The sequence below is a fragment of the Gemmatimonadaceae bacterium genome (genome assembly GCA_036496605.1).
In the GTDB taxonomy this organism is placed as follows: Bacteria; Gemmatimonadota; Gemmatimonadetes; order Gemmatimonadales; family Gemmatimonadaceae; genus AG2.
Map to the genome: position 1 here is coordinate 57,917 of DASXKV010000033.1, position 19,516 is coordinate 77,432.

10 protein-coding genes are annotated in these 19,516 nt (G+C 64.4%); 3 read left to right on the forward strand and 7 right to left on the reverse strand.

Features of this window, described 5'->3' with window-relative positions; translation table 11 throughout:
* Window positions 1-8: 8 nt before the first annotated feature.
* Together VGH98_12310 and VGH98_12315 are read right to left on the reverse strand one after the other, a co-directional pair.
* The gene (locus VGH98_12310) at window positions 9-1,673 is read right to left on the reverse strand and encodes a M20/M25/M40 family metallo-hydrolase (protein HEY2376751.1); all 1,665 of its coding nucleotides are present in this window, start codon (window positions 1,671-1,673) and stop codon (window positions 9-11) included.
* Between the two features lie 94 nt (window positions 1,674-1,767).
* Window positions 1,768-2,679 carry a cobalamin-binding protein gene (locus tag VGH98_12315; protein HEY2376752.1) on the reverse strand — a complete coding sequence of 304 codons (912 nt, stop codon included), beginning with the start codon at window positions 2,677-2,679 and terminating at the stop codon, window positions 1,768-1,770.
* Window positions 2,680-2,760: 81 nt separating this feature from the next.
* Between VGH98_12315 and VGH98_12320 the strand changes: the two genes are divergently transcribed.
* Genes VGH98_12320 through VGH98_12330 form a run of 3 tightly spaced genes read left to right on the forward strand, consistent with a single transcriptional unit; the run spans window position 2,761 to window position 10,566 of the window.
* On the forward strand, window positions 2,761-3,225 hold the full coding sequence (locus tag VGH98_12320; protein ID HEY2376753.1) for a (2Fe-2S)-binding protein: 465 nt from the start codon (window positions 2,761-2,763) through the stop codon (window positions 3,223-3,225).
* Window positions 3,222-5,405: a molybdopterin cofactor-binding domain-containing protein gene (locus tag VGH98_12325; GenBank protein ID HEY2376754.1), complete on the forward strand. Its 2,184-nt coding sequence runs from the start codon at window positions 3,222-3,224 to the stop codon at window positions 5,403-5,405. Before VGH98_12320 ends, VGH98_12325 begins: the two co-directional genes overlap by 4 nt.
* A gap of 55 nt (window positions 5,406-5,460) precedes the next feature.
* Entirely contained in the window at window positions 5,461-10,566 is a 5,106-nt protein-coding gene (locus tag VGH98_12330) for a tetratricopeptide repeat protein (protein HEY2376755.1), read from the forward strand.
* Here the strand turns inward: VGH98_12330 and VGH98_12335 are convergent.
* The 5 genes from VGH98_12335 to VGH98_12355 form a co-directional block, all read right to left on the reverse strand.
* Window positions 10,550-11,314: a 5-oxoprolinase subunit PxpA gene (locus tag VGH98_12335; protein HEY2376756.1), complete on the reverse strand. Its 765-nt coding sequence runs from the start codon at window positions 11,312-11,314 to the stop codon at window positions 10,550-10,552. The genes VGH98_12330 and VGH98_12335 overlap by 17 nt on opposite strands.
* Window positions 11,315-11,322: 8 nt before the next feature.
* Window positions 11,323-12,327, reverse strand: coding sequence for a biotin-dependent carboxyltransferase family protein (locus VGH98_12340; GenBank protein ID HEY2376757.1), 1,005 nt, complete (start codon window positions 12,325-12,327; stop codon window positions 11,323-11,325).
* Window positions 12,324-13,031: a 5-oxoprolinase subunit PxpB gene (gene pxpB, locus VGH98_12345; GenBank protein HEY2376758.1), complete on the reverse strand. Its 708-nt coding sequence runs from the start codon at window positions 13,029-13,031 to the stop codon at window positions 12,324-12,326. Before pxpB ends, VGH98_12340 begins: the two co-directional genes overlap by 4 nt.
* Before the next feature lie 42 nt (window positions 13,032-13,073).
* On the reverse strand, window positions 13,074-16,178 hold the full coding sequence (locus tag VGH98_12350; protein ID HEY2376759.1) for an efflux RND transporter permease subunit: 3,105 nt from the start codon (window positions 16,176-16,178) through the stop codon (window positions 13,074-13,076).
* A 150-nt stretch (window positions 16,179-16,328) separates the two neighbouring features.
* Entirely contained in the window at window positions 16,329-19,433 is a 3,105-nt protein-coding gene (locus VGH98_12355) for an efflux RND transporter permease subunit (protein HEY2376760.1), read from the reverse strand.
* Between the last annotated feature and the right edge of the window lie 83 nt (window positions 19,434-19,516).

Here is a 19,516-nt window from a genome sequence, read left to right on the forward strand (position 1 = left end):
AGTTGACGTTATTTCAATCGCGCATCAGTGCTTCTCGGCGCTTTCGTGCACTGCGGCCATGTCGTCGAGAAGCCGCGGCCACCGCGTCCGCCGCGGCCAGCGGCTGCCGGATTCGCTGGCGCTTGCTGCTGCGCCGCCTGCGCCAGCGCCGCGAGATCGACCCGCTCGCGCGTGATCATCGTCGGGTCTTCGGATGCGAGGTACGCGAGCATCGCCGTCAGCGTCGCATTCGACTTGAGATCGTCGAACACGACCTTGTCATAAGTATCGCGGTTCGTGTGCCAGGTGTACGCGCTGTAATCCCACGGGAGCGCGCCGAGGCCAAACGCCGGCAACCCGTAACAGGCGAAGGAGAAGTCGTCGCTCCCGCCGCCAGCTGGCCGGCCCGCACCCGCAAAATTGATCTGCGCCTTCCACTCGGTCGGAATCTTCTCGAGCCACCGCGCAATATGCTCGGCGGCGTTAGGCAGGCCGCCGCCGCCCATTCGGACGATGCGACCCGTCCCATTATCCTGATTGAACAACGCCTGCAGCCCCTTGAGCACGTCCGGATGATCTTCCGTGAACGCCTTCGAGCCGATCTCGCCCTCTTCCTCACCGCTCCAGTGGCCAACGAGAATGGTGCGCTTCGGGTGCGGATAGACCTTCTTGAGGATCCGCATCGCCTCGAGCATCGTTAGGGTTCCGGTACCGTTGTCCGTCGCTCCGGACGAGCCGTCCCACGAGTCGAAGTGCGCCGAGAGCATCACGTATTCCTCTGGCTTCTCCGTCCCCTTGATCATTGCGACGGTATTGTACACCGGCCGCTCGCCGAGGAGCTCGGCGTCGAGATTGAGGCGGAGCCTCGGATTCTCGTTGTTCTCGGTGAGACGATACACCAAGCCGTAATCCTCGCAGCTCAGCGCAATCGTCGGCGCACGCGTGTTATACGTCTCGAATACCTCGATCGTGCCCCAACCGCCGCTATTCCGCTGGAAGTCGAGCTTCGGACGGGACGTGATCACCCCGGCGACGCCGCCCTCCTCCAGACGCTTCCCCAACTCGCCGCCGCCTAACGCGAGGCTGTAGCCGGTGCCGCGGACGTTGCGTCCGCCCCACTCGCGCTGGATCCCGGCGGCGAGGCTGTCCATATGCTCCTTGGACTCCGGCGTCGCGTTCTTTTCCCAATCGTCGGGCGGCCGGCAAGTGGGCATCGGCGCCGAGACGAGCACGAGCTTGCCGCGCGCGCTCGGCAGCCATTTCACGAATTCCGTGCTGTCAGCGAAACGAGGGAGAATGATCGGTACTGCCGTGAGATCCTTTGCGTCTGTGCCCGGGCTGTAGCCGACCATCTGTCCCTCGAGGGATCGCACGCGCGGACTGATGAGATCGATGTGCGAGTAGCCGCGGCGCCAGCCGCGCCAGGTTCCGTATTGCTCATTCTTCGCATCGATGCCCCACGACTTGTACGTCCCAACAAGCCAATCGTTGCCGCGCTTCTGATCCGGGGATCCCGTTAGGCGTGGACCGATCGAATCGAAGAGTACCTGCGCGAGGTGCATCGTCTGGGAGCTATCCATGCCGACGGCCCAGATGCGCTTGATGATCGGATCGTCGGTGGGAAAGGTCTGCGCGCGCGAAGTAATAGGCGTCGACGCCAAAACCATCAGGGCAGGTACGAGAAGTTTTCGCATGGCTGGAAGCGGTGTAGTCTCAACGGTGTTTAACAAAATCCTGCGCTTTGTCTTATGCAAGGAGCATCGAATGCTTGGACGGTAGTCCTAGCTCTCAGCGCCCTAGCCGCACAGCAGCTCCCGGAAATCGTTCCGGCACACGCTCCGGGTGGAAAACGTGCGCGAGCACCTCGATCCCATCGAAGACGCGTGGGCCCGGCCGAGCAAAGTGGCTGCTCGCGTCGACGGCAAAAACATCGCCTGACTGCACGGCGGGGAGCGTCGACCAGAGTGGGTCGCGCAAGAATTGCCTTCCCTGCTCCACCGCCGATTCGAGGTGCGCGCCACAGGGCGAGATGACGATCACCTCCGGCGCCCATTGCAGCACGTCTTGCGATACGACCCGCACGGAGTCACCACCCTTCCGTCCGAGTGCGTCGAAGCCGCCGGCGAGCTCGATCATTTCGGGCACCCAGTGGCCACCGCAGAAGACGGGGTCGATCCACTCGATGAAGAACACGCGTCGACGCGCCGCGCCACGTAGCGCCTCGATCAGGCGCGCGACTCGCGCGTGGTTCGACGCGATGAGCGTTTCCGCAACTTGGTCTCGGCCCGTGGCCTCGCCGAGCGCTCGTACGCTATCGTTGATCTCCCGCAACGACCGAGGCGCCAGCGACAGCACCTTCGCCTTGCCGTCGAGCGCGGCGACAGCGCGCTCGCTCTCGTTCCCAGACGGCGCGCAGACCTCGCACAAATCCTGAGCAAGGATGAGGTCGGGCTCCAAGGCGCGCAGCAGATCCGTATCGACCGTGTAGATCGACCCGCCGACCCGCAGCTGCCTGCTCACCGCCGAATCGATCTCGGCGGGCGCGAGGTCGTCGAGCGGAATGGCACAATGCACGACCGCCGGCCGCATCTTTGCCTCGGGTGGATAGTCACATTCGTGGGAGACACCGACCAGGTCGTCACCCAGACCGAGCGCAAAGGCGAGCTCGGTCGCCGAAGGGAGAAATGAGACAATGCGCATGTCAGGTTTTTTTTCGCTGCTTGCACTGAGCGGTCGACGGCGCGAAAGTGAAGTATAGCCCTCCCTTCCCACGGGGGATCCATGCCGTCGTTCACCCTGCTCGTCAATGGTCGGCGCCGCACCGCCAACGTCGCCGCGGACACGCCGCTACTCTGGGTGCTCCGCGACCACCTCGACCTCACCGGCACCAAGTACGGCTGCGGCGCAGGCTTGTGTGGCGCCTGTACCGTACATCTCGACGGCGTGCCGGCGCGCTCCTGTAGCCTGCCCATCTCTGCCGTCGGTACCAAGAAGATCACGACGATCGAGGGCCTTGGCAGCGAGAAGACACTGCACGCAGTGCAAAAGGCGTGGATCGCAGAAGACGTCCCGCAGTGCGGTTACTGCCAATCGGGGCAGATCATGGCGGCCGCCGCGCTGCTCGCGAAGAACCGGCACCCAAGCGACGCCGAGATCGACGCCGCGATGACCAACATCTGCCGCTGCGGCACGTATCAGCGCATGCGGAAAGCGATCAAACGGGCGGCAGAGGAGGTCGGAACATGAGGGACACGACCGACACCACCGAGCTCTCGCGACGCACCTTCGTCGTCACGTCGGCGATTGCCGGCGCCGGGCTCCTGCTCGGCGTACGGATTCGTGACGATCGCGCGCGGTCGAACGGGTCTGCGCCATCGTTAGGCAGCGAGCCGTTCGCGCCGAACGCATGGATCAAGCTCGACGAGACGGGCGACGTCACGATTCTCGTCCACAAATCCGAGATGGGACAAGGCGTCTGGACGGCACTGCCGATGATCGTCGCGGAAGAGATGGACGCCGACTGGCGGCGCGTTCGCGCCGAGCGCGCGCCGACGCGTCCCGACCTCGACACGGCAACCGGTGGCAGCTCGAGCATCCGTGAGTCATGGCAGCCGCTGCGTCGTGCTGGCGCCACGGCGCGGGCAATGCTCGTCGCCGCCGCGGCGAAGCGGTGGGGCGTGCCAGAGAGGGAGTGCGCGACGAGCGTGGGCGAAGTTGTTCACACAAGAACGCGCCGCCGCCTCGGATATGGAGCGCTCGCGCGCGAGGCGGCAACGATGCCGCCGCCCGATGAGAAGTCTCTCACGCTGAAGGATCCACGCACCTTCCGCATCGTCGGGCGCGACACGCGTCGTCTCGATACCCCAGCCAAGGTGACCGGCAAGGCGAGCTTCGGTATCGACGTGAAGGTACCGGGCATGCTCGTCGCCGTCGTCGCACGATGTCCGACCTTCGCGGGCAAAGTCGCGAGCGTCGACGATAGCAGGGCACGGGCGGTCTCTGGCGTTAGGCATGTGCTCACGCTCGACCCGGTGCCGAAGCAACTCCCCGGACGCGTCGCCGTGCTCGCCGACGACACCTGGTCGGCGATGCAGGGGCGCAAGGCGCTCGACATCCAGTGGGACCTCGGCGAGCAGGCCGCTTTCTCCAGCGACGCCATGTGGCAGGAGGCGCGTCGTGCCGTCGACGAGGGCACGGACGCCAAGATCAATCGCGCACAGGGCGATACTACCGTTAGGCAGAGCGAGGGGACGCGAACCGTCGAGGCAACATACGAACTCCCCTTCCTCGCACACGCGTGTATGGAGCCGATGAACTGCACGGCCTCCGTCACGGCGGATAAGGTGGAGCTTTGGCTGCCAAGCCAGTTTCCCGAGCCAGCGCGTGGTGTGGCGGCGCGGCTTGCGAATGTTCCCCTCGACCACGTCGAAGCGCACGTGACGTTCATGGGCGGTGGCTTTGGCCGCCGCGCGTATCAGGATTTCGTGGTCGAAGCGGTTCAGCTATCGCAGCGCGCCGGGGCGCCGGTCAAGGTCGTCTGGACACGCGAAGACGACATTCAGCACGACATGTATCGTCCGGCGCAATTGCAGAGCTTCCGTGCCTCGCTCGACGCCAATGGACGCCTGATCACGCTCCAGAATCGCATCGTCGGCCCGTCCACCGAAGCATGGTGGAATCCCGCGACGACGACTCCGCAACGCCGCGAGGGAGGCGAGACGCCGCCCTACGATTATGTGAATACGCTCAACGACTTCGTCCGCGTTCCCGCACCTGTGCCACTCGGTGCATGGCGCGCCGTTCAGAACGGCCAGAATGGCTTCTGCTTCGAATCGTTCATCGACGAATGCGCGCACGCCATGCAAATCGACCCGGTCGCGTATCGACTGATGCTCCTCGGCCCGAATCGGCCTCGCCAGCAGGCGGTCGTTAGGCTCGCTGCGGAGAAGGCGCGCTGGGGCACGCCGCTGCCGCGCGGGCGTGGCCGTGGCATCGCCTTCTTCGACTACGACGGCACGTACGTCGCCGAAGTCGCCGAAGTCACGGTGACGAAACGTGACGGCGTCCACGTCGACCGCGTCGTCTGCGCCTTCGATTGCGGCACGATCGTGAATCCGGACACGGTGCGCGCGCAAGCCGAGAGCGCGGTGATCTGGGCGACGAGCGCGGCCCTGTTCGGCGAGATCACGATGAAGGACGGACGTACAGTCCAGAGCAACTTCCACGATTATCGCGTGCTACGCATGGCAGACTCGCCGGCGGTCGAGGTGCATCTCGTGCGCAATAACGAGATCCCGACGGGCGTGGGTGAGCCGGCCGTACCGCCGCTCGGGGCCGCGATCGCGAACGCGATCTTCGCTGCCACCGGTCAGCGTTTGCGAAAAACGCCCTTCCGCCTGGCGGACTTGAATATCGCGGCCATGTAAGGGCGTGCTAGGGCCCAGCACCTAACACTTTCCGCGTCATGCCGCATCTTTCGGCATGACCACGGCGATCGATAGTCCTTCTCTCGTAGATTCGCTGCCTGCGATCCTCGCGCTCTACGACGAGGGGCAGTGCCTCGACGCCTGGAAGCTCGCGCAGCGCTTCGGTCCTGTCGACCAGTGGCCGGGCATCGAACCGCGCATTCTCGCCGGACGCCTCGTGAGGCACCTGGGGGCTGGTCGGCTCTCGATGCTGATACACCTTCGCCTCTTTCGCGGCCATCCGCACCACGCCACCGCACAGTACTATCACCTCTATCGCGTCCACGAACGTCGCGGCGCGCTGGCCGCATGGCGAGAACGGCAGCGCTTTGGCGCGCCGCCGATCGATGATGCCGAAGTCGTCGCCGATTACCATGGACAGTGCGCACAGCTCCTCGGCTCGTTGAGAGACTTCGAACGTGCCGAGCATCACCTGGCACTCGCGCGCGAGGCGCGGGAATCGCGCCCATACTGGTACGTCGAGCGCACTGGGCTCTTCCTCAGCCAGGACAAATACCCGGAAGCGCTCGCGGCCACGCAGGAAGGACTCGCACGGTTCCGGCGATATCCCCCGCTCGTCACCTACACGGCCGACTGTCTCCAACTGCTCGGTCGCGCGGACGAAGCCCTCGACATACTTCGATCGGCCGCGCCAGATTCCCAGAGCAGCTACGTCGTCGGGCACCTCATCCGGTTCCTCATGCAACGCAGATTGCACGATGAGATCCCGGCGGCGCTCGCGCGTTTCGAGGGCTTGACACCGTTACGCGAGAAGGCGCTCGACATGTGGCTTACGAGTGCACGCGCCGACGTCGCCATGTATCGCGGCGACTACACGGCAGCGATGGAGTCCATCGAGCATCTCGAAGACCCCTATCACAAACGCATCGGTGAGAATCTTCGCGCGTTTTTCGTCGATCCTGCGCGCCACGCGCCGCGACGCGTCGAGATACCCGTGCCCTTCGTGCGCCAGCATCATCTGACCTGCGCGCCCGCAACACTCACTGCCGTCAGCCAATTCTGGAATCGCCCGGCCGAGCACCTCTCGGTCGCGGAGGAAATCTGCTACGATGGGACGCCCGATTACAGCGAGCGAAACTGGGCCAATGCGAACGGTTGGAAGACGAAGGAGTTCCGCGTCGACTGGTCGTCGGCTCGCGCCGTCATCGACCGGGGCATTCCGTTCACGCTCACGACGAGCGACGTGGCAGCGGGACATCTTCAGGCGGCGATGGGATACGACGAGCCGACCTGCGTTCTGCTCGTGCGCGATCCAACCGTACCACACACGATCGAGATCAACCTCCACGATTATCTCGCGTATCAGGCCAGCAGCGGTCCTCGTGGAATGGCGCTGGTTCCCACCGAACACGCATCGCTGCTCGACGATCTGCATCTGCCTGACGACGAACTCTACGACCTCTATCACGAGGTGCAGCTCGCACTCGACCGGCACGATCGTGCGCGGGCCCGCGAATCGTATCAGCGCCTGATCACGAGGGATCCGGCGCATCGCTTGACGCACACCGCGCGTCGCGCAATCGCCGTCTACGACGAGAATGTTCGCGAGGATCTCGCCGCAACTGACGCATTGCTCGCGCTATTCCCTAACGATCAGCGACTCGAGATCAATCGACTCAAGTGCCTGCGTCAGCTGTCCACGCGCGCCGATCGCCTGGCATGGCTCGAGACGGCGTGCGCCAACCCGAGATCCGATGCGCTTCTCTGGCTCGAGTACGCCATCGAGCTCAGGGCGGACCACCGTCGTCTTCCGGAAGCCCTGCATCAGATACGGCGCGTCCTGCGTCGCCGTCCCGACAACCCCGAAGCGATCCGCCTGCTCGCTGATCTCGAATGGCAGCAGGGGCACCACGCCGGCGCCGCGGAGCTATATCGATTCGCGTCGTGTCTCAGCCCGATGCGAGAGGATTTTGCGCAGGCATACTTCGCCGCCTGTCGGTGGCAACGGCAGATCGAAACCGGGCTCGCGTTTCTGCGCGCCCGCTACGAGAGGATGGGCACGCAGTCTGGGCAACCGGCAATGTCGGTGTTTTGCGCGCTCGAGGATGTCGACCGCGGAGACGACGCCTTCACTGCGCTCGAGGCGGCCATCGAGCGACGGCCCGACGATGGCGTGCTCCGGCTGTTCGCCGCCACGAAATACGCGCAATACGGACGCGGCGAGGCATCGCGCTTCCACCTCGATGCCTCGCGGGGCGGCGTGAAGCACGCGGCATGGCTCGCCGAGGCAGCGCGCGAAGCGAGACTGCGCGGCGAGCACGAAGAGGCGCTCGGCTACTGGAGAGAGATCCTCGAATCGAAGCCGCTCGACCTCGAGGCGCATCGTATGACGTCGCTCCTCCTCTCGGAGACGGCAACGCGCGACGCCGCCATTGAGCATCTGCAAAACTACTGTACCAAGTTCCCGCATCATACGGGACTGCATCGGCTCCTGTATCACTGGCGTGCGAGCGATCCCGCCACGGTGCGGGAGCCTGTCCTGCGCAAGCTGATCGAGATCGACCGGACCGATGCGTGGTCGATGCGTGAGCTCGCCCTCAACCTCAAGCAGCAGTCGCATTTCGAAGAGGCACTCGAGGCAGCGAACGAAGGGCTCGCGCTCGAGGCGAGTCATTCGTCGGGACAGTCCGTCAGAGGACACGTCCTCAAGGCCATGGGTCGCTTCACCGAAGCTGCGGTATGCTTCCGCGCGGCAATCACGCAACTGGCAGCGACCACCGAAGCAATCCAGGGCCTGCTGGACGTCTCCGGTGAAACGCTCGAGGCGCGGTCATCAGCATTGGGCTTCGTACAGTCGCAGCTCGAAACGCAGCCGGTCGTCGGCGACGGCGTGCTATCATTTCGAGCGGTCGCGCGCGCAATCCTCACGCCCGATGAGCTGCTCGCCGCGTTGCGTCGCTTGTACGAGCAACGACCTGACCTCTGGCAGGCCGGCACGGCACTCGTCAGGCATCTCACCGAGATGGGCGGCCTGCGTACCGAGGAAGCGCTCGCCCTCGCCCGTCGTTTGACCGAGCGATTCGCCACCATCGCCAGCGTCTGGTTGGAGCTCGCGTTCGTACATCGTGCCCGCCTCGAGCCGGAGGACGAGATCGCTGCACTCGCCCGCTGTCATGAGCTCAGCCCTGAATGGATAGATCCGGTTGCGAACATGGGCGATGCGCTCGAGCGCGCCCATCGTCTCGACGAGTCGCGAGAGGTTTTCGAGGCCGCGATCAAGCGTTCGCCGCTGTCGCCGGACCTCCGCGTCCGCCTCGCCCACCTCATATACCGCGCTGGCGAGAAACAGCGTGCCGTCCAGACGGTGCGTCACGCACTGCAGATCAACCCCGAGTCCGATTGGGGCTGGCAAGTGCTCGCCAACTGGTCGAACGAGGGTGGCGCGGCTGCTATTGAGGAAACACTCAACTCCGCCCGCGCCTTCGCGGAATCTCGCCCGCGCGAAGCGGCGGCGTGGATTCGGCTTGCCGAGCTTGCCCTGCGCGTCAAACGGCCCGAGGACGCCCTTGCCGCCGCGGACGGCGCCGTGGCCGTGAATCCGCAACACGTCGACGCGCACGACATGCGCGCGGTGGTACTCACCCACCTCCGTCGCTTCCGCGACGCCGAGGAGGCGTGCCGGCCTCCGGCTCTCGCCGAGCGTGCGCCAGATCATCTCGAAGGGCGCGCGGCCTGGATCGATGCCCAGCGTGGCAATATGTCGCGCGCGATCACCCGAATGCTGGCTGTCGTCGATCGCTCGCCCGGCTACACCTGGGGTTGGGCGCAGTTGGTCGAGTGGCACGCCTCGCGGAACGAGCTCGATGCCGCCGCCGAAGCCGCCAAGCACTGGGCATGGCTCGCCCCCACCTACATCGTACCCCTCGGCTGGCTCGGCGATCTCAAACAGCGCCTTGGTGACCGCGACGGAGCGAAGGAGGTGTTTCAGCGTGCGATGCGCCTCGAGCCGGACTATCTCTTCGCCGGAATGCGCTTCTTCGGCATTCAGCAGGAGGAGCACGACTTCGAGGGCGCTGCACGAACGCTCGAGATCCTTCGTCCGTACCTCAGTGCGGCGGATGTCGAGGTCTCGCGTATCGAGCTCGACGCCGCGCAGTCGAATTTCGACGCGGCCCTCGGCCGCATTCGGGATCTCTGCCGCGATCCTGCCGTGGACGCCAATGCGATCTCCAGGGCGATCGACGCCATCGTGCGGCCAGCCTGGTTGCTGAAACTCGAGCGCGCGATTATCGACGTCCTTCGCGAGCCGACGTGGAACTCAGCAATGCCTTGGCTCTGGGCTCGCGTGCGAATCAGGCGGCGTCGCCTGGCGAGTTGGAAGGAGTACCGTCGGCTCGCCGGCGCGGGCGATGCCGGCAAGCGCGCTATCCACGAGCTGCTGTCGGCAATCGCCGAGCGAGCAGGACAGACCGGCGGACGCACCGCCTTCGGGTGGTATCTCGACTGGCACATCGTCCTTATCGCTTTCACTTGCCGCCGATGGCGCGGCGACGATGAGCTTTGGGCGAAGGTCGGCTTCGTGCTGCTCAGTCGCAAACGGCCGTGGGTTGCCTCCCGCTGGATGAAGGATTGGCGCACGCGAGCACGTGTTGAATGGTGGATGCTGCAGAATTTCACGATCGCGCTGCTCGACTCTGGTCGGGACACGGAGGCTCGCGAGGTCCTTCGACATGTCATCGCGAAATTCAGTAGCAAGACGGACATCGGCTATCGGTTGAGGCTTTGGGGTGCGCTGGGCGCGGGACTCGACGGTGATCTCGACATCGCCGAGCGGTTGTTGCAAGAGACGCCACTGGAGACGGTGCTTCCTTTCGATCGTCCAGCGTACCATCTGGCTCAGGCATTGGTCGAGATCGAGCGAGCACCGCGCGGCGCCAGCCTAACGACGGACCAGCGCCGGGCGATCGTGGGCGCGGCACGGGTCCCGTCCGCGAGCCCGAGCGCGCGACTTTGCGCGCTGGTCCGCTACCGCATCGCGCGCGAACGCGGAGAGCTCTGGACGCGGCTCCGTGCGTGGCGGCAGATGAATCCGCGCAAGTCTCTCATGTTCTTCATCCTCGTCGGGTACGCGCTCGTTCGTCTCCTCACGACGGCGGGCTAGGCGCGCACACGTCGACGCGCGCCGCTGAGAGGCCGGCGCGCAACGCGCGCGCCATCGCGGCCGCATTGGGTCCGTCGCCGTGAATGCAGACCGTATCGGCGCGGATGGCGATGTCCTCGCCATCGACGTCGGCAACGACGCCGTCGCGCACCATGCGGAGGACGCGCCTGACGCCCTCGTTCGCATCGGACACGAGCGCGTCCGGCCGCTGGCGCGGGACGAGCGATCCATCGTGCAGGTAGTTCCGATCGGCGAACGCCTCGCTCGCTGCGGCAATGCCCGCGCGCTCCGCAGCCTTCAACATCACGCTTCCGGCGAGTCCGAAGAGGATGAGCCGTGAATCCACGTCGTGCACGGCACGCGCGATCGCGTCGGCGAGCGGTGGTTGCGCCACGGCCATATTGTACAGCGCCCCGTGCGGCTTGACGTGTCGAAGCGCGGCGCCAGCGGCGCGGACGAATCCCCACAAGGCGCCCACCTGGTAGATGACGAGATCATAAACCTCTTGCGGCGTCACCTGCATTGCGCGACGGCCGAAGCCGACCAAGTCGGGCAACCCCGGATGAGCCCCGATCGCAACGCCGTGCTCGAGCGCGTTCGCGACCGTCGTTCGCATCACCGAGGGATCGCCGGCGTGAAAGCCACAAGCGATGTTCGCCGACGTCACATGCTGCAGGACGTCGTCGTCGGCACCGATCTCGTACGCACCGAAACTTTCCCCCATGTCGCAGTTGATATCGACCTGCATCGCTCTCCTCAGTGGTGGTGCAGCGCGATCGCGGCGCGCGCTTGTCTGATGTTGCTTTCGCGCGCAAGGTACAGCCGCTGTGCCTCGTCGAGCGAGACCGGACGAAAACGGAGTCGATCGCCGGGCTTGAGCTGCGCCAGCAGCGGCAGGTCGACGGACGCGACTTCGCCAATGCGTGGATAGCCGCCCGTCGTCTGACGGTCAGCCATCAGCACGATCGGGTTGCCACCCGGCGGAAGTTGAACGGTACCGAAGACGACAGCCTCCGATAGCAACTCAGTCGGCTCCGAAAGCTCGATCGCAACACCCTCGAGTCGATAACCCATGCGATCCGACTGCGCACCGACGCGAAACTCCCCACTCCAGAAGCGGTCGCGTGATTCAGACGTGAGCAGACGCGCATGCTCGCCTTCGACCACCCGGATCACGGCCGACGAGGAGTAAAATGGAATCAGCGCGGCCGAAAGGCCCCATTTTGCGATTGGGACGCGATCATTCATGCGGCCCGCCTGCACCGCGGCCGCAATGCGGCGCGACAGCTCGCTCGACTTGCCGACCGGCAGCTCGTCACCGCGACGCAGCGCGCGGCCTTCCAAACCGCCTAACGCGGCGCGCACATATGTCGAACGGCTGCCGAGCACCGGGGGCACATCGAAGCCGCCGGCGACTGCGAGGTAGCCCCGGCAGCCGCGAACCGCCGACGTGGCGCTCACCGTCGTCCCCGCGGGCACGCAGACGGGACGCCAGAGCGGGAGTGGCGTGCCATGCGCCGAGATCCCGAGGTCGGCACCGGAGAGCGCGATGAGCGCATTCTCATCGAAGCGAACCGTCGGTCCAACGAGGGTGAGCTCGAGCGCGGCCGCGTCCTCGTCGTTGCCGACGAGGAGGTTCCCGACCCGAAGCGAGAGCTCGTCCATCGGGCCGGCCACCGGAATTCCCTCGCGCTGATGGCCGCGCCGGCCGCCGTCCTGCACGGTCGCGAACATTCCCGGATGCAGCACGCGACAGTTCACGCCCGCGTGCGCTCGTGGTACTCGTTAGGTGACACGCCGCGAAACGTCACGATGTCGCCGACCGAGAGCAGCGTCGGTGGCTCGCGGGTGGCGTCGAACAGCCGGACCGGCGTCCGGCCGATCAGCTGCCACCCGCCGGGCGACGTGAGTGGATAGATGCCCGTCTGGCTCCCGCCGATGCCGACGGACCCCGCGGGCACCGCCGTGCGGGGTTCGGCTCGCCTCGGCGTCGCGATCGCGTCGGGCAGTCCTCCGAGGTATGCGAAGCCCGGCGCAAAACCAAGCATGTAGACGCGATACCTCGCCCCGCTGTGCAACTGGACCACCTCGTCCGCCGTGAGAGCGTGTTGGCGGCCCACCTCCTCGAGGTCGGGACCATACTTACCGCCATAGCACACGGGGATCTCCACCGTGTGCGCGAGAGGAATGGCATCGAGAGCGAGATCGTGCAGGCTCTCCTCGACGGCGGCAGCGAATCGTCGGTACGGCGACGCCTCGGCATCACCGTTAGGCGCACGGCGCGGATCGTAATGAACGGCGACACTCGCGAAAGCCGGAACGAGTTCGACCAGGCCCTCGAGCTGCTCGGCCTCCAATCGCGCGCAGACGGCTCGCACCAGGCGATGTGTCTTCTCGTCGATCGTATCGCCAAGATGGATCAACAGCGCGCGGTCGCCGAGGGGAGAAAAGCGGACATGGTTCACGCGCTCAATTTGGCGCGCCCATTGGCGCTCCGTCACCCCTCGCTACGCCGGCGCGGACTCCGGCGCCGCGGCAGGAGCGGCGGCGCGTGCCCGTCTTCGCGAGAATCGTTGCTGCAGCTCATCCAGGTACGTGTAGAAGACCGGCGTCACGTACAGCGTCACGAGCTGCGAGAACGCGAGGCCGCCGACGACCGCCACGCCTAACGGGCGACGCGTCGATGCGCCGGCACCCCAACCCACGGCGATCGGAATCGCACCCATCAGCGCCGCCATCGTCGTCATCATGATCGGCCGGAAACGCACGCTCGCGGCTTCGAGAATCGCGTCCGCCGGCGACCGATTCCCCGCGCGCTGCGCCTCGATCGCGAAGTCGATCATCATGATCGCGTTCTTCTCGACTATACCGATCAACATGATGATCCCGACGAAACCATAGATGTCCAGATCCAGGCCACAGATGATCAAGGTGACGAGCGCGCCGAAGGCAGCGAACGGCAGACCCGACAAAATGGTCACTGGATGAATGAAGCTCTCGTACAGCACGCCAAGAATCACATAGATCACGAATACCGCAAGGATCATCAGCATGATGAGGCCCTGCTGTGTCGTCACGAATGCTTCGGCGAGTCCGGAGAATCCGGCGGCAACGGTTGCGGGCAGCGCCTGCGACGCTTCGCGCGTCACGGTCTGGAGGCCGGTACCTAACGAGACACCGTTTGCCAGATTGAACGAGATCGTCACCGAGGGCAGCTGGCCGGAGTGGTTCACGGTCACGGGCCCAACGCTGTTCACGAACTTGGCGACGGTGCTGAGCGGGACGAGCGGGCCACGGCTCGAACGCACCCAGAGCTTCCCCAACGACGGAATGTCGCTCTGGAACTGTGGCAAGAGCTCCATCACCACCCAGTATTCGTTCGTCGAAGTGTAGATCGTCGACACCTGCCGTTGGCCGAAGGCGTCGTACAGCGTGTTCTCGATCTCCATCGCCGACACCCCGAGCTGGCCGGCCGTCTCACGATCGATGTCGACGGTAACCTGCGGATTCTCGATCAGGAGGTCGCTCGTGACATCGGTGAGCGCCGGCTGCTGGCGGAGTCGCGACTCCAGCTCGCGCGCCGCCGTATTGAGGGTGTTGATGTCGCCACTCTGCAGCGTGTACTGGTAGAGACTCTTCGACGCCAAGCCGCCGATCGAGATCGCCGGCGGATTCTGGATGAACACGGAAATGTCGGGCACGCTCTGGACGAGCTTCGTGAGGTCGCGTGCGATCTCGTCGGCGCTGCGATTGCGCTGGTCGATCGGCTTGAGATCGATCGTGAGCTGCCCCTGATTCGCCGCCGCCGTCGTGCCGACCGACGAGGTCACCGAATGCACGTCGGGGTCGCGCGCGATCACCGTCGCCACGTCGCGCTGATGGTCGACAAGTGCGTCATACGAGACGCCTTCCGCGGCCTCCGTCGTCGCGAGCAACTGCCCCGTGTCGTCCGTCGGAAAGAGCCCTTTTGGCATCGACAAGAAGAGCCAGCCGGTCGCGACGAGAATGATCAGCGAGAAGACGAGTGTCGCCGGCCGGCGCGCCATCACCCAGGCGAGGCTCCGCTCGTATACGCCTAACGTGCGGTCGTAGAATCGCTCGGTGGCCGCATACATCCGACCATGCGTGCGCTCGTGCTCCGAGCGCAGGAACCGGCTCGACAACATCGGTGTCAACGTCAGCGAAACGAAGCCGGACACGAGGATCGCGACGCCGATCGTCACCGCAAACTCATGAAACAGCTTGCCGATGATGCCGCCCATGAACAGGAACGGGATGAAGACGGCTGCCAACGACAACGTCATCGACAGAATCGTGAAGCCGACCTCGGCCGCTCCATCGATCGCCGCCTGCATCCTTGCCTTTCCCATCTCGAGATGCCTAACGATGTTCTCGAGCATGACGATCGCGTCATCGACCACGAAGCCGACGGCGAGCGTCAGAGCCATGAGCGAGAGGTTGTCGAGACTGTAGTTCAGCAGATACATCACCGAGAAGGTCCCGATGATCGACATCGGCAGTGCGAGGCTGGGGATCACCGTCGCCGAGATGTTCCGGAGGAACAGGAAGATGACGAGGACGACGAGCAGCAACGTCAGCTCGAGCGTGAACGTGACGTCTTTCACGGAGGCTTCGATCGTGGCCGACCGATCGTAGAGCGTCGAGACTTTGACTGACGGCGGGATCTCGGTTTGCAGTTTCGTGAGAGCTGCCTTCACGCGATTGGCGACATCGACGGTGTTGGTTCCAGGCTGTCGCTGAATCGCCAACACGATCGACCGCGCGCCATCGTACCAGCTCGCCGTCTTGTTGTTCTGCACGTCGTCGGTGATCCGTCCCAGCTCGCTCAGGTGCACAGGTGCGCCATTGCGATACGCGACGATCATGTCTTTGAACGCGAGGGCGTTGTCGAGCTGGCCCGTCGCCTGAATCGTGAGTGCCGTCTTGGGTCCCCAGAGCACGCCCGTCGGCATGTTGACGTTCTGGTTCGTCACGGCCGTGGCGACGTCCTCGAGCGCAATGCCGCGCGTCGCGAGCTGTGACGGATCCAGCTGGATCCGAACCGCGTACTTCTGCGCGCCATAGACGAGCACCTGCGCCACGCCGCCAACCATCGAGAGCCGCTGCGCGAGTGTCGTCTCACCGAACTCGTCGAGCGTGGATAACGGCACCTCGTTCGACGTCAGCGCCAAAGTAAGAATTGGCGCATCTGCGGGATTAGTCTTTTGATAAGAAGGCGGGATGATGCCCTGCGGCAATTGTCTGATAGTCTGCGCGATTGCCGCCTGCACGTCCTGCGCAGCCGCGTCGATGTTCCGATCGAGAGCGAACTGAATGACGATTTGCGATTGTCCGAGGCTCGACGTCGACGTCATGTTGTCGATGCCGGCGATCGTCGAGAATTCCTTCTCGAGCGGCGTCGCGACCGTGGCCGCCATCGTCTGCGGGCTCGTCCCCGGAAGCGTGGCGCTCACCGTGATCGTGGGGAAGTCCACGTTCGGCAGATCGCTCACCGCCAGCTGCCGGTAGGCAACGATGCCGAAGACCAGAATCGCGATCATGACGAGCGTCGTCATGACCGGGCGTTTAATGAAGACAGTCGTGAGATTCATATCACCGAAACTGTCATCCTGAGCGAACCGAGAGCCCTCCTGTCACCCTGAAGGAGCGTCAGCGACGAAGGTTCTAGTTTCCTTTACCCGGAGCCGGCTCCTATCACGAGACAGAGATCCTTCGCTCCGCTCAGGATGACATAGTTAAAGTCAATCCGCACCAACCGGCGCGAGCTCGCCCGTCGCGGCGCGCCGGCGCAGGGTTTTACCAGCCCACGCCTGCAGTTCGTCGAGATAGGTGTAGAACACCGGCGTCACGTACAGTGTCACGATCTGCGAGAACGCCAATCCACCAACAACCGCGATGCCTAACGGCCGCCGCGACGCCGCGCTCGCGCCGACGCCGATCGCGATCGGCAGCGTACCCGCGATCGCCGAGACTGTCGTCATCATGATCGGCCGGAACCGCACGCTCGCCGCCTCGACGATCGCCTTGGCCGGCGACACTCGCTCCGCGCGCTCTCGCGCAATCGCGAAATCGATCATCATGATCGCGTTCTTCTTCACGATCCCGATCAGCATCACGATCCCGACGTACCCGTACACACCGAGCTCGAGGTGCGCGACCCACAGGGCGAACAACGCGCCGAAGGCCGCGAAGGGTAGACCTGTAAGGATGGTTATCGGATGAATAAAGCTCTCGTACAGGATCCCGAGGATGATGTAGATCACGAACACCGTGATCAGGAGCAGCAGCCCCAGTCCTTTCTGTGACGCCTCGAACGCCTGCGCCTGGCCAGAGAAGCCCGTCGTGATCGTCGCCGGCAGATTCTGCCGCGCGAGGCGGTTCACGCCATCGACCGCCGCGCCGAGCGACACGTTAGGCGCCAGATTGAACGAGAGCGTCACCGACGCCATCTGCCCCGAATGGGCAACGCTCAAGGGTCCCGTCGTGTGCTCGAAGTAGGCCACGTCCGTGAGCGGTACCTGCTTGCCCCCGGCCGCCGGGACAAAGAACTGTTCCAGCGAGTGCGCGTCGAGCTGCGCGCTCGGCACCGTCTCCATCACGACCCAGTATTCGTTCGTCGGTGTATAGATCGTCGAGATCTGCTGCTGGTTGAAGGCGTTCGCCAGTGCCTGTTCGATCGCCTGCGGCGTTACACCTAACGACAGCGCCCGCGCCCGATCGATGTGCACCTTCAACAGCGGACTCCGGTTGAGGAGGTCCGATGTCACTCCGGTCAGCATCGGCTCGCGCTCGAGTAGCGTCATGAACCGCGACGCTTGCCGATACAGCTCGTCGATGTCCGGACCCCGCAAGGTGAACTGATACTGACTCTTCGCGGACCGACCGCCGATGCGGATCGCCGGGGGATTCTGCACATAAAACGCCAGTCCGGGAATGCCGGACATGCGCCGCATCAACTCGTTCACCATCATGTCCGCGCTCGGCCGCTGACCCTCGGGCTTCAATGTCAGGTTGAACTGTGCCTGATTACTGGAGCCCATCCCGCCACCGACGTTCACGGTGAACGACGCGATGTCGGTGTCGCGGTCGAGCCGCCGCATCGCGATCTGCACGAGGCGAAGCATCTCCGGATAGGAAGTCCCCTGTGACGCCTCTGCTGTCGCGTTCAGCTGGCCCGTGTCATCCGGTGGGAAAAGGCCTTTCGGGATCACGACCCACAACACGACCGTGAACACCAGGACTGCCGCGGAAAACACAAGCGCCACCGGCCGGTGCGTCATGATCCAACTGAGACTTCGCTCATACGCGCCCAGCGAGGCGTCGAACAACCGTTCGGTCGCGAGAAAGAGACGTCCGTGCTGCTGTGCGCCGTGCGGTTTGAGCAACCGACTGCACAGCATCGGCGTGAGCGTGAGTGATACCAAGCCCGAGACGAGGATCGCGACGGCGATCGTGATCGCAAATTCCTTGAACAGTTGGCCGATGATGCCGCCCATGAACATGAGCGGGATGAAGACCGCCGCGAGCGACAGCGTCATCGAGAGAATCGTGAACCCAACCTCCTGCGCTCCCTCGAGAGCAGCCTCCATCGGCTGACGTCCCATCTCGACGTGCCGCACGATGTTCTCCAGCATCACGATCGCATCGTCGACGACAAATCCCACAGCGAGCGTGAGCGCCATCAGCGACAGGTTGTCGATACTGAAACCCAAGACCTTCATCACCGAGAAGGTGCCGATGATCGACATCGGCAGCGTCAGCGTCGGGATGAGAGTTGCGACCACGTTGCGCAGGAAGAGGAAGATCACGAGTATGACGAGCGCCAGGGCGACGAGCAGCGATAGCTTCACATCGCTGACCGACTGCTCGATCGACACCGAGCGATCGTACTGCACGCGAAGCTTTAGCGTTGGTGGCAACCCCTTCTCGATCTCGGCCAGGGCCGCCTTAGCCGCAGTCGCCACCGCGACGGTATTCGTGCCCGGTTGGCGATCTACCGCCAAGCCGATCGAGCGCTCGCCGCCAACCCAGCTCGCCGTCTTGTTGTTCTGAATGTCGTCCTGAACCGTCCCGAGGTCGCCAAGCCGCACCGCAGCGCCATTCTTGTACGTCACGATCAGACGCCGGAACTGATCAGCGTTGCTCATCTGACCAGTGGCCTGGACAGTCAGGGTCTTGTCCGGTCCATACAGCACTCCCGTCGGCAGCATCACATTGTTCTGTCGGATCGCGTTGGCGACCTGCGACACGCCTATTCCACGCGACGCGAGCTGCTGCGGGTCGAGTTGCACGCGCACTGCGTACTTCGCCGAGCCCCAGACGCCGACCTGCGCCACCCCCTCGACCATCGACAGCCGTTGCGCGATCGTCGTCTCAGCATACTCGTCGAGCTGCGTCAGCGGCAGCACGTTCGACGTGAGCGCGAGAAAGAGAATCGGCGCCGATGACGGATTGTGCTTGTGTGCCGACGGCGGAAGCATGTTCGACGGCAGATACGGCATCGTCTTCGAGATCGCCGCGTTCACGTCCTGCGACGCGCTCTCGAGGTCGCGATCGAGCGAGAACTGCAACGTGATGTTCGTCGAGCCGAGGCTCGAGTTCGACGTGATCTCGTCGATTCCGGCGATCGCGGAGAACGCCTTCTCGAGCGGCGTCGCGACGGTAGCCGCCATCGTCTCCGGGCTCGCGCCCGGTGAGTTCGCGCCGACGCCGATCGTCGGATAATCCACCGTTGGCAGGTCGCTCACCGGCAGCTGCCGGTAGGAGACGATCCCGAACACCAGAATCCCGATCATGAGCAACGTCGTCATGACGGGTCGCTTGATGAAGAGATTCGTTAGGCTCAATGGGTCCTCGAATTGGTGCTTGGTGCTGGTACCTGGTTGCTGGTTGTTGGTTGCCGATCGACTTCACCGACCACCAATCACCA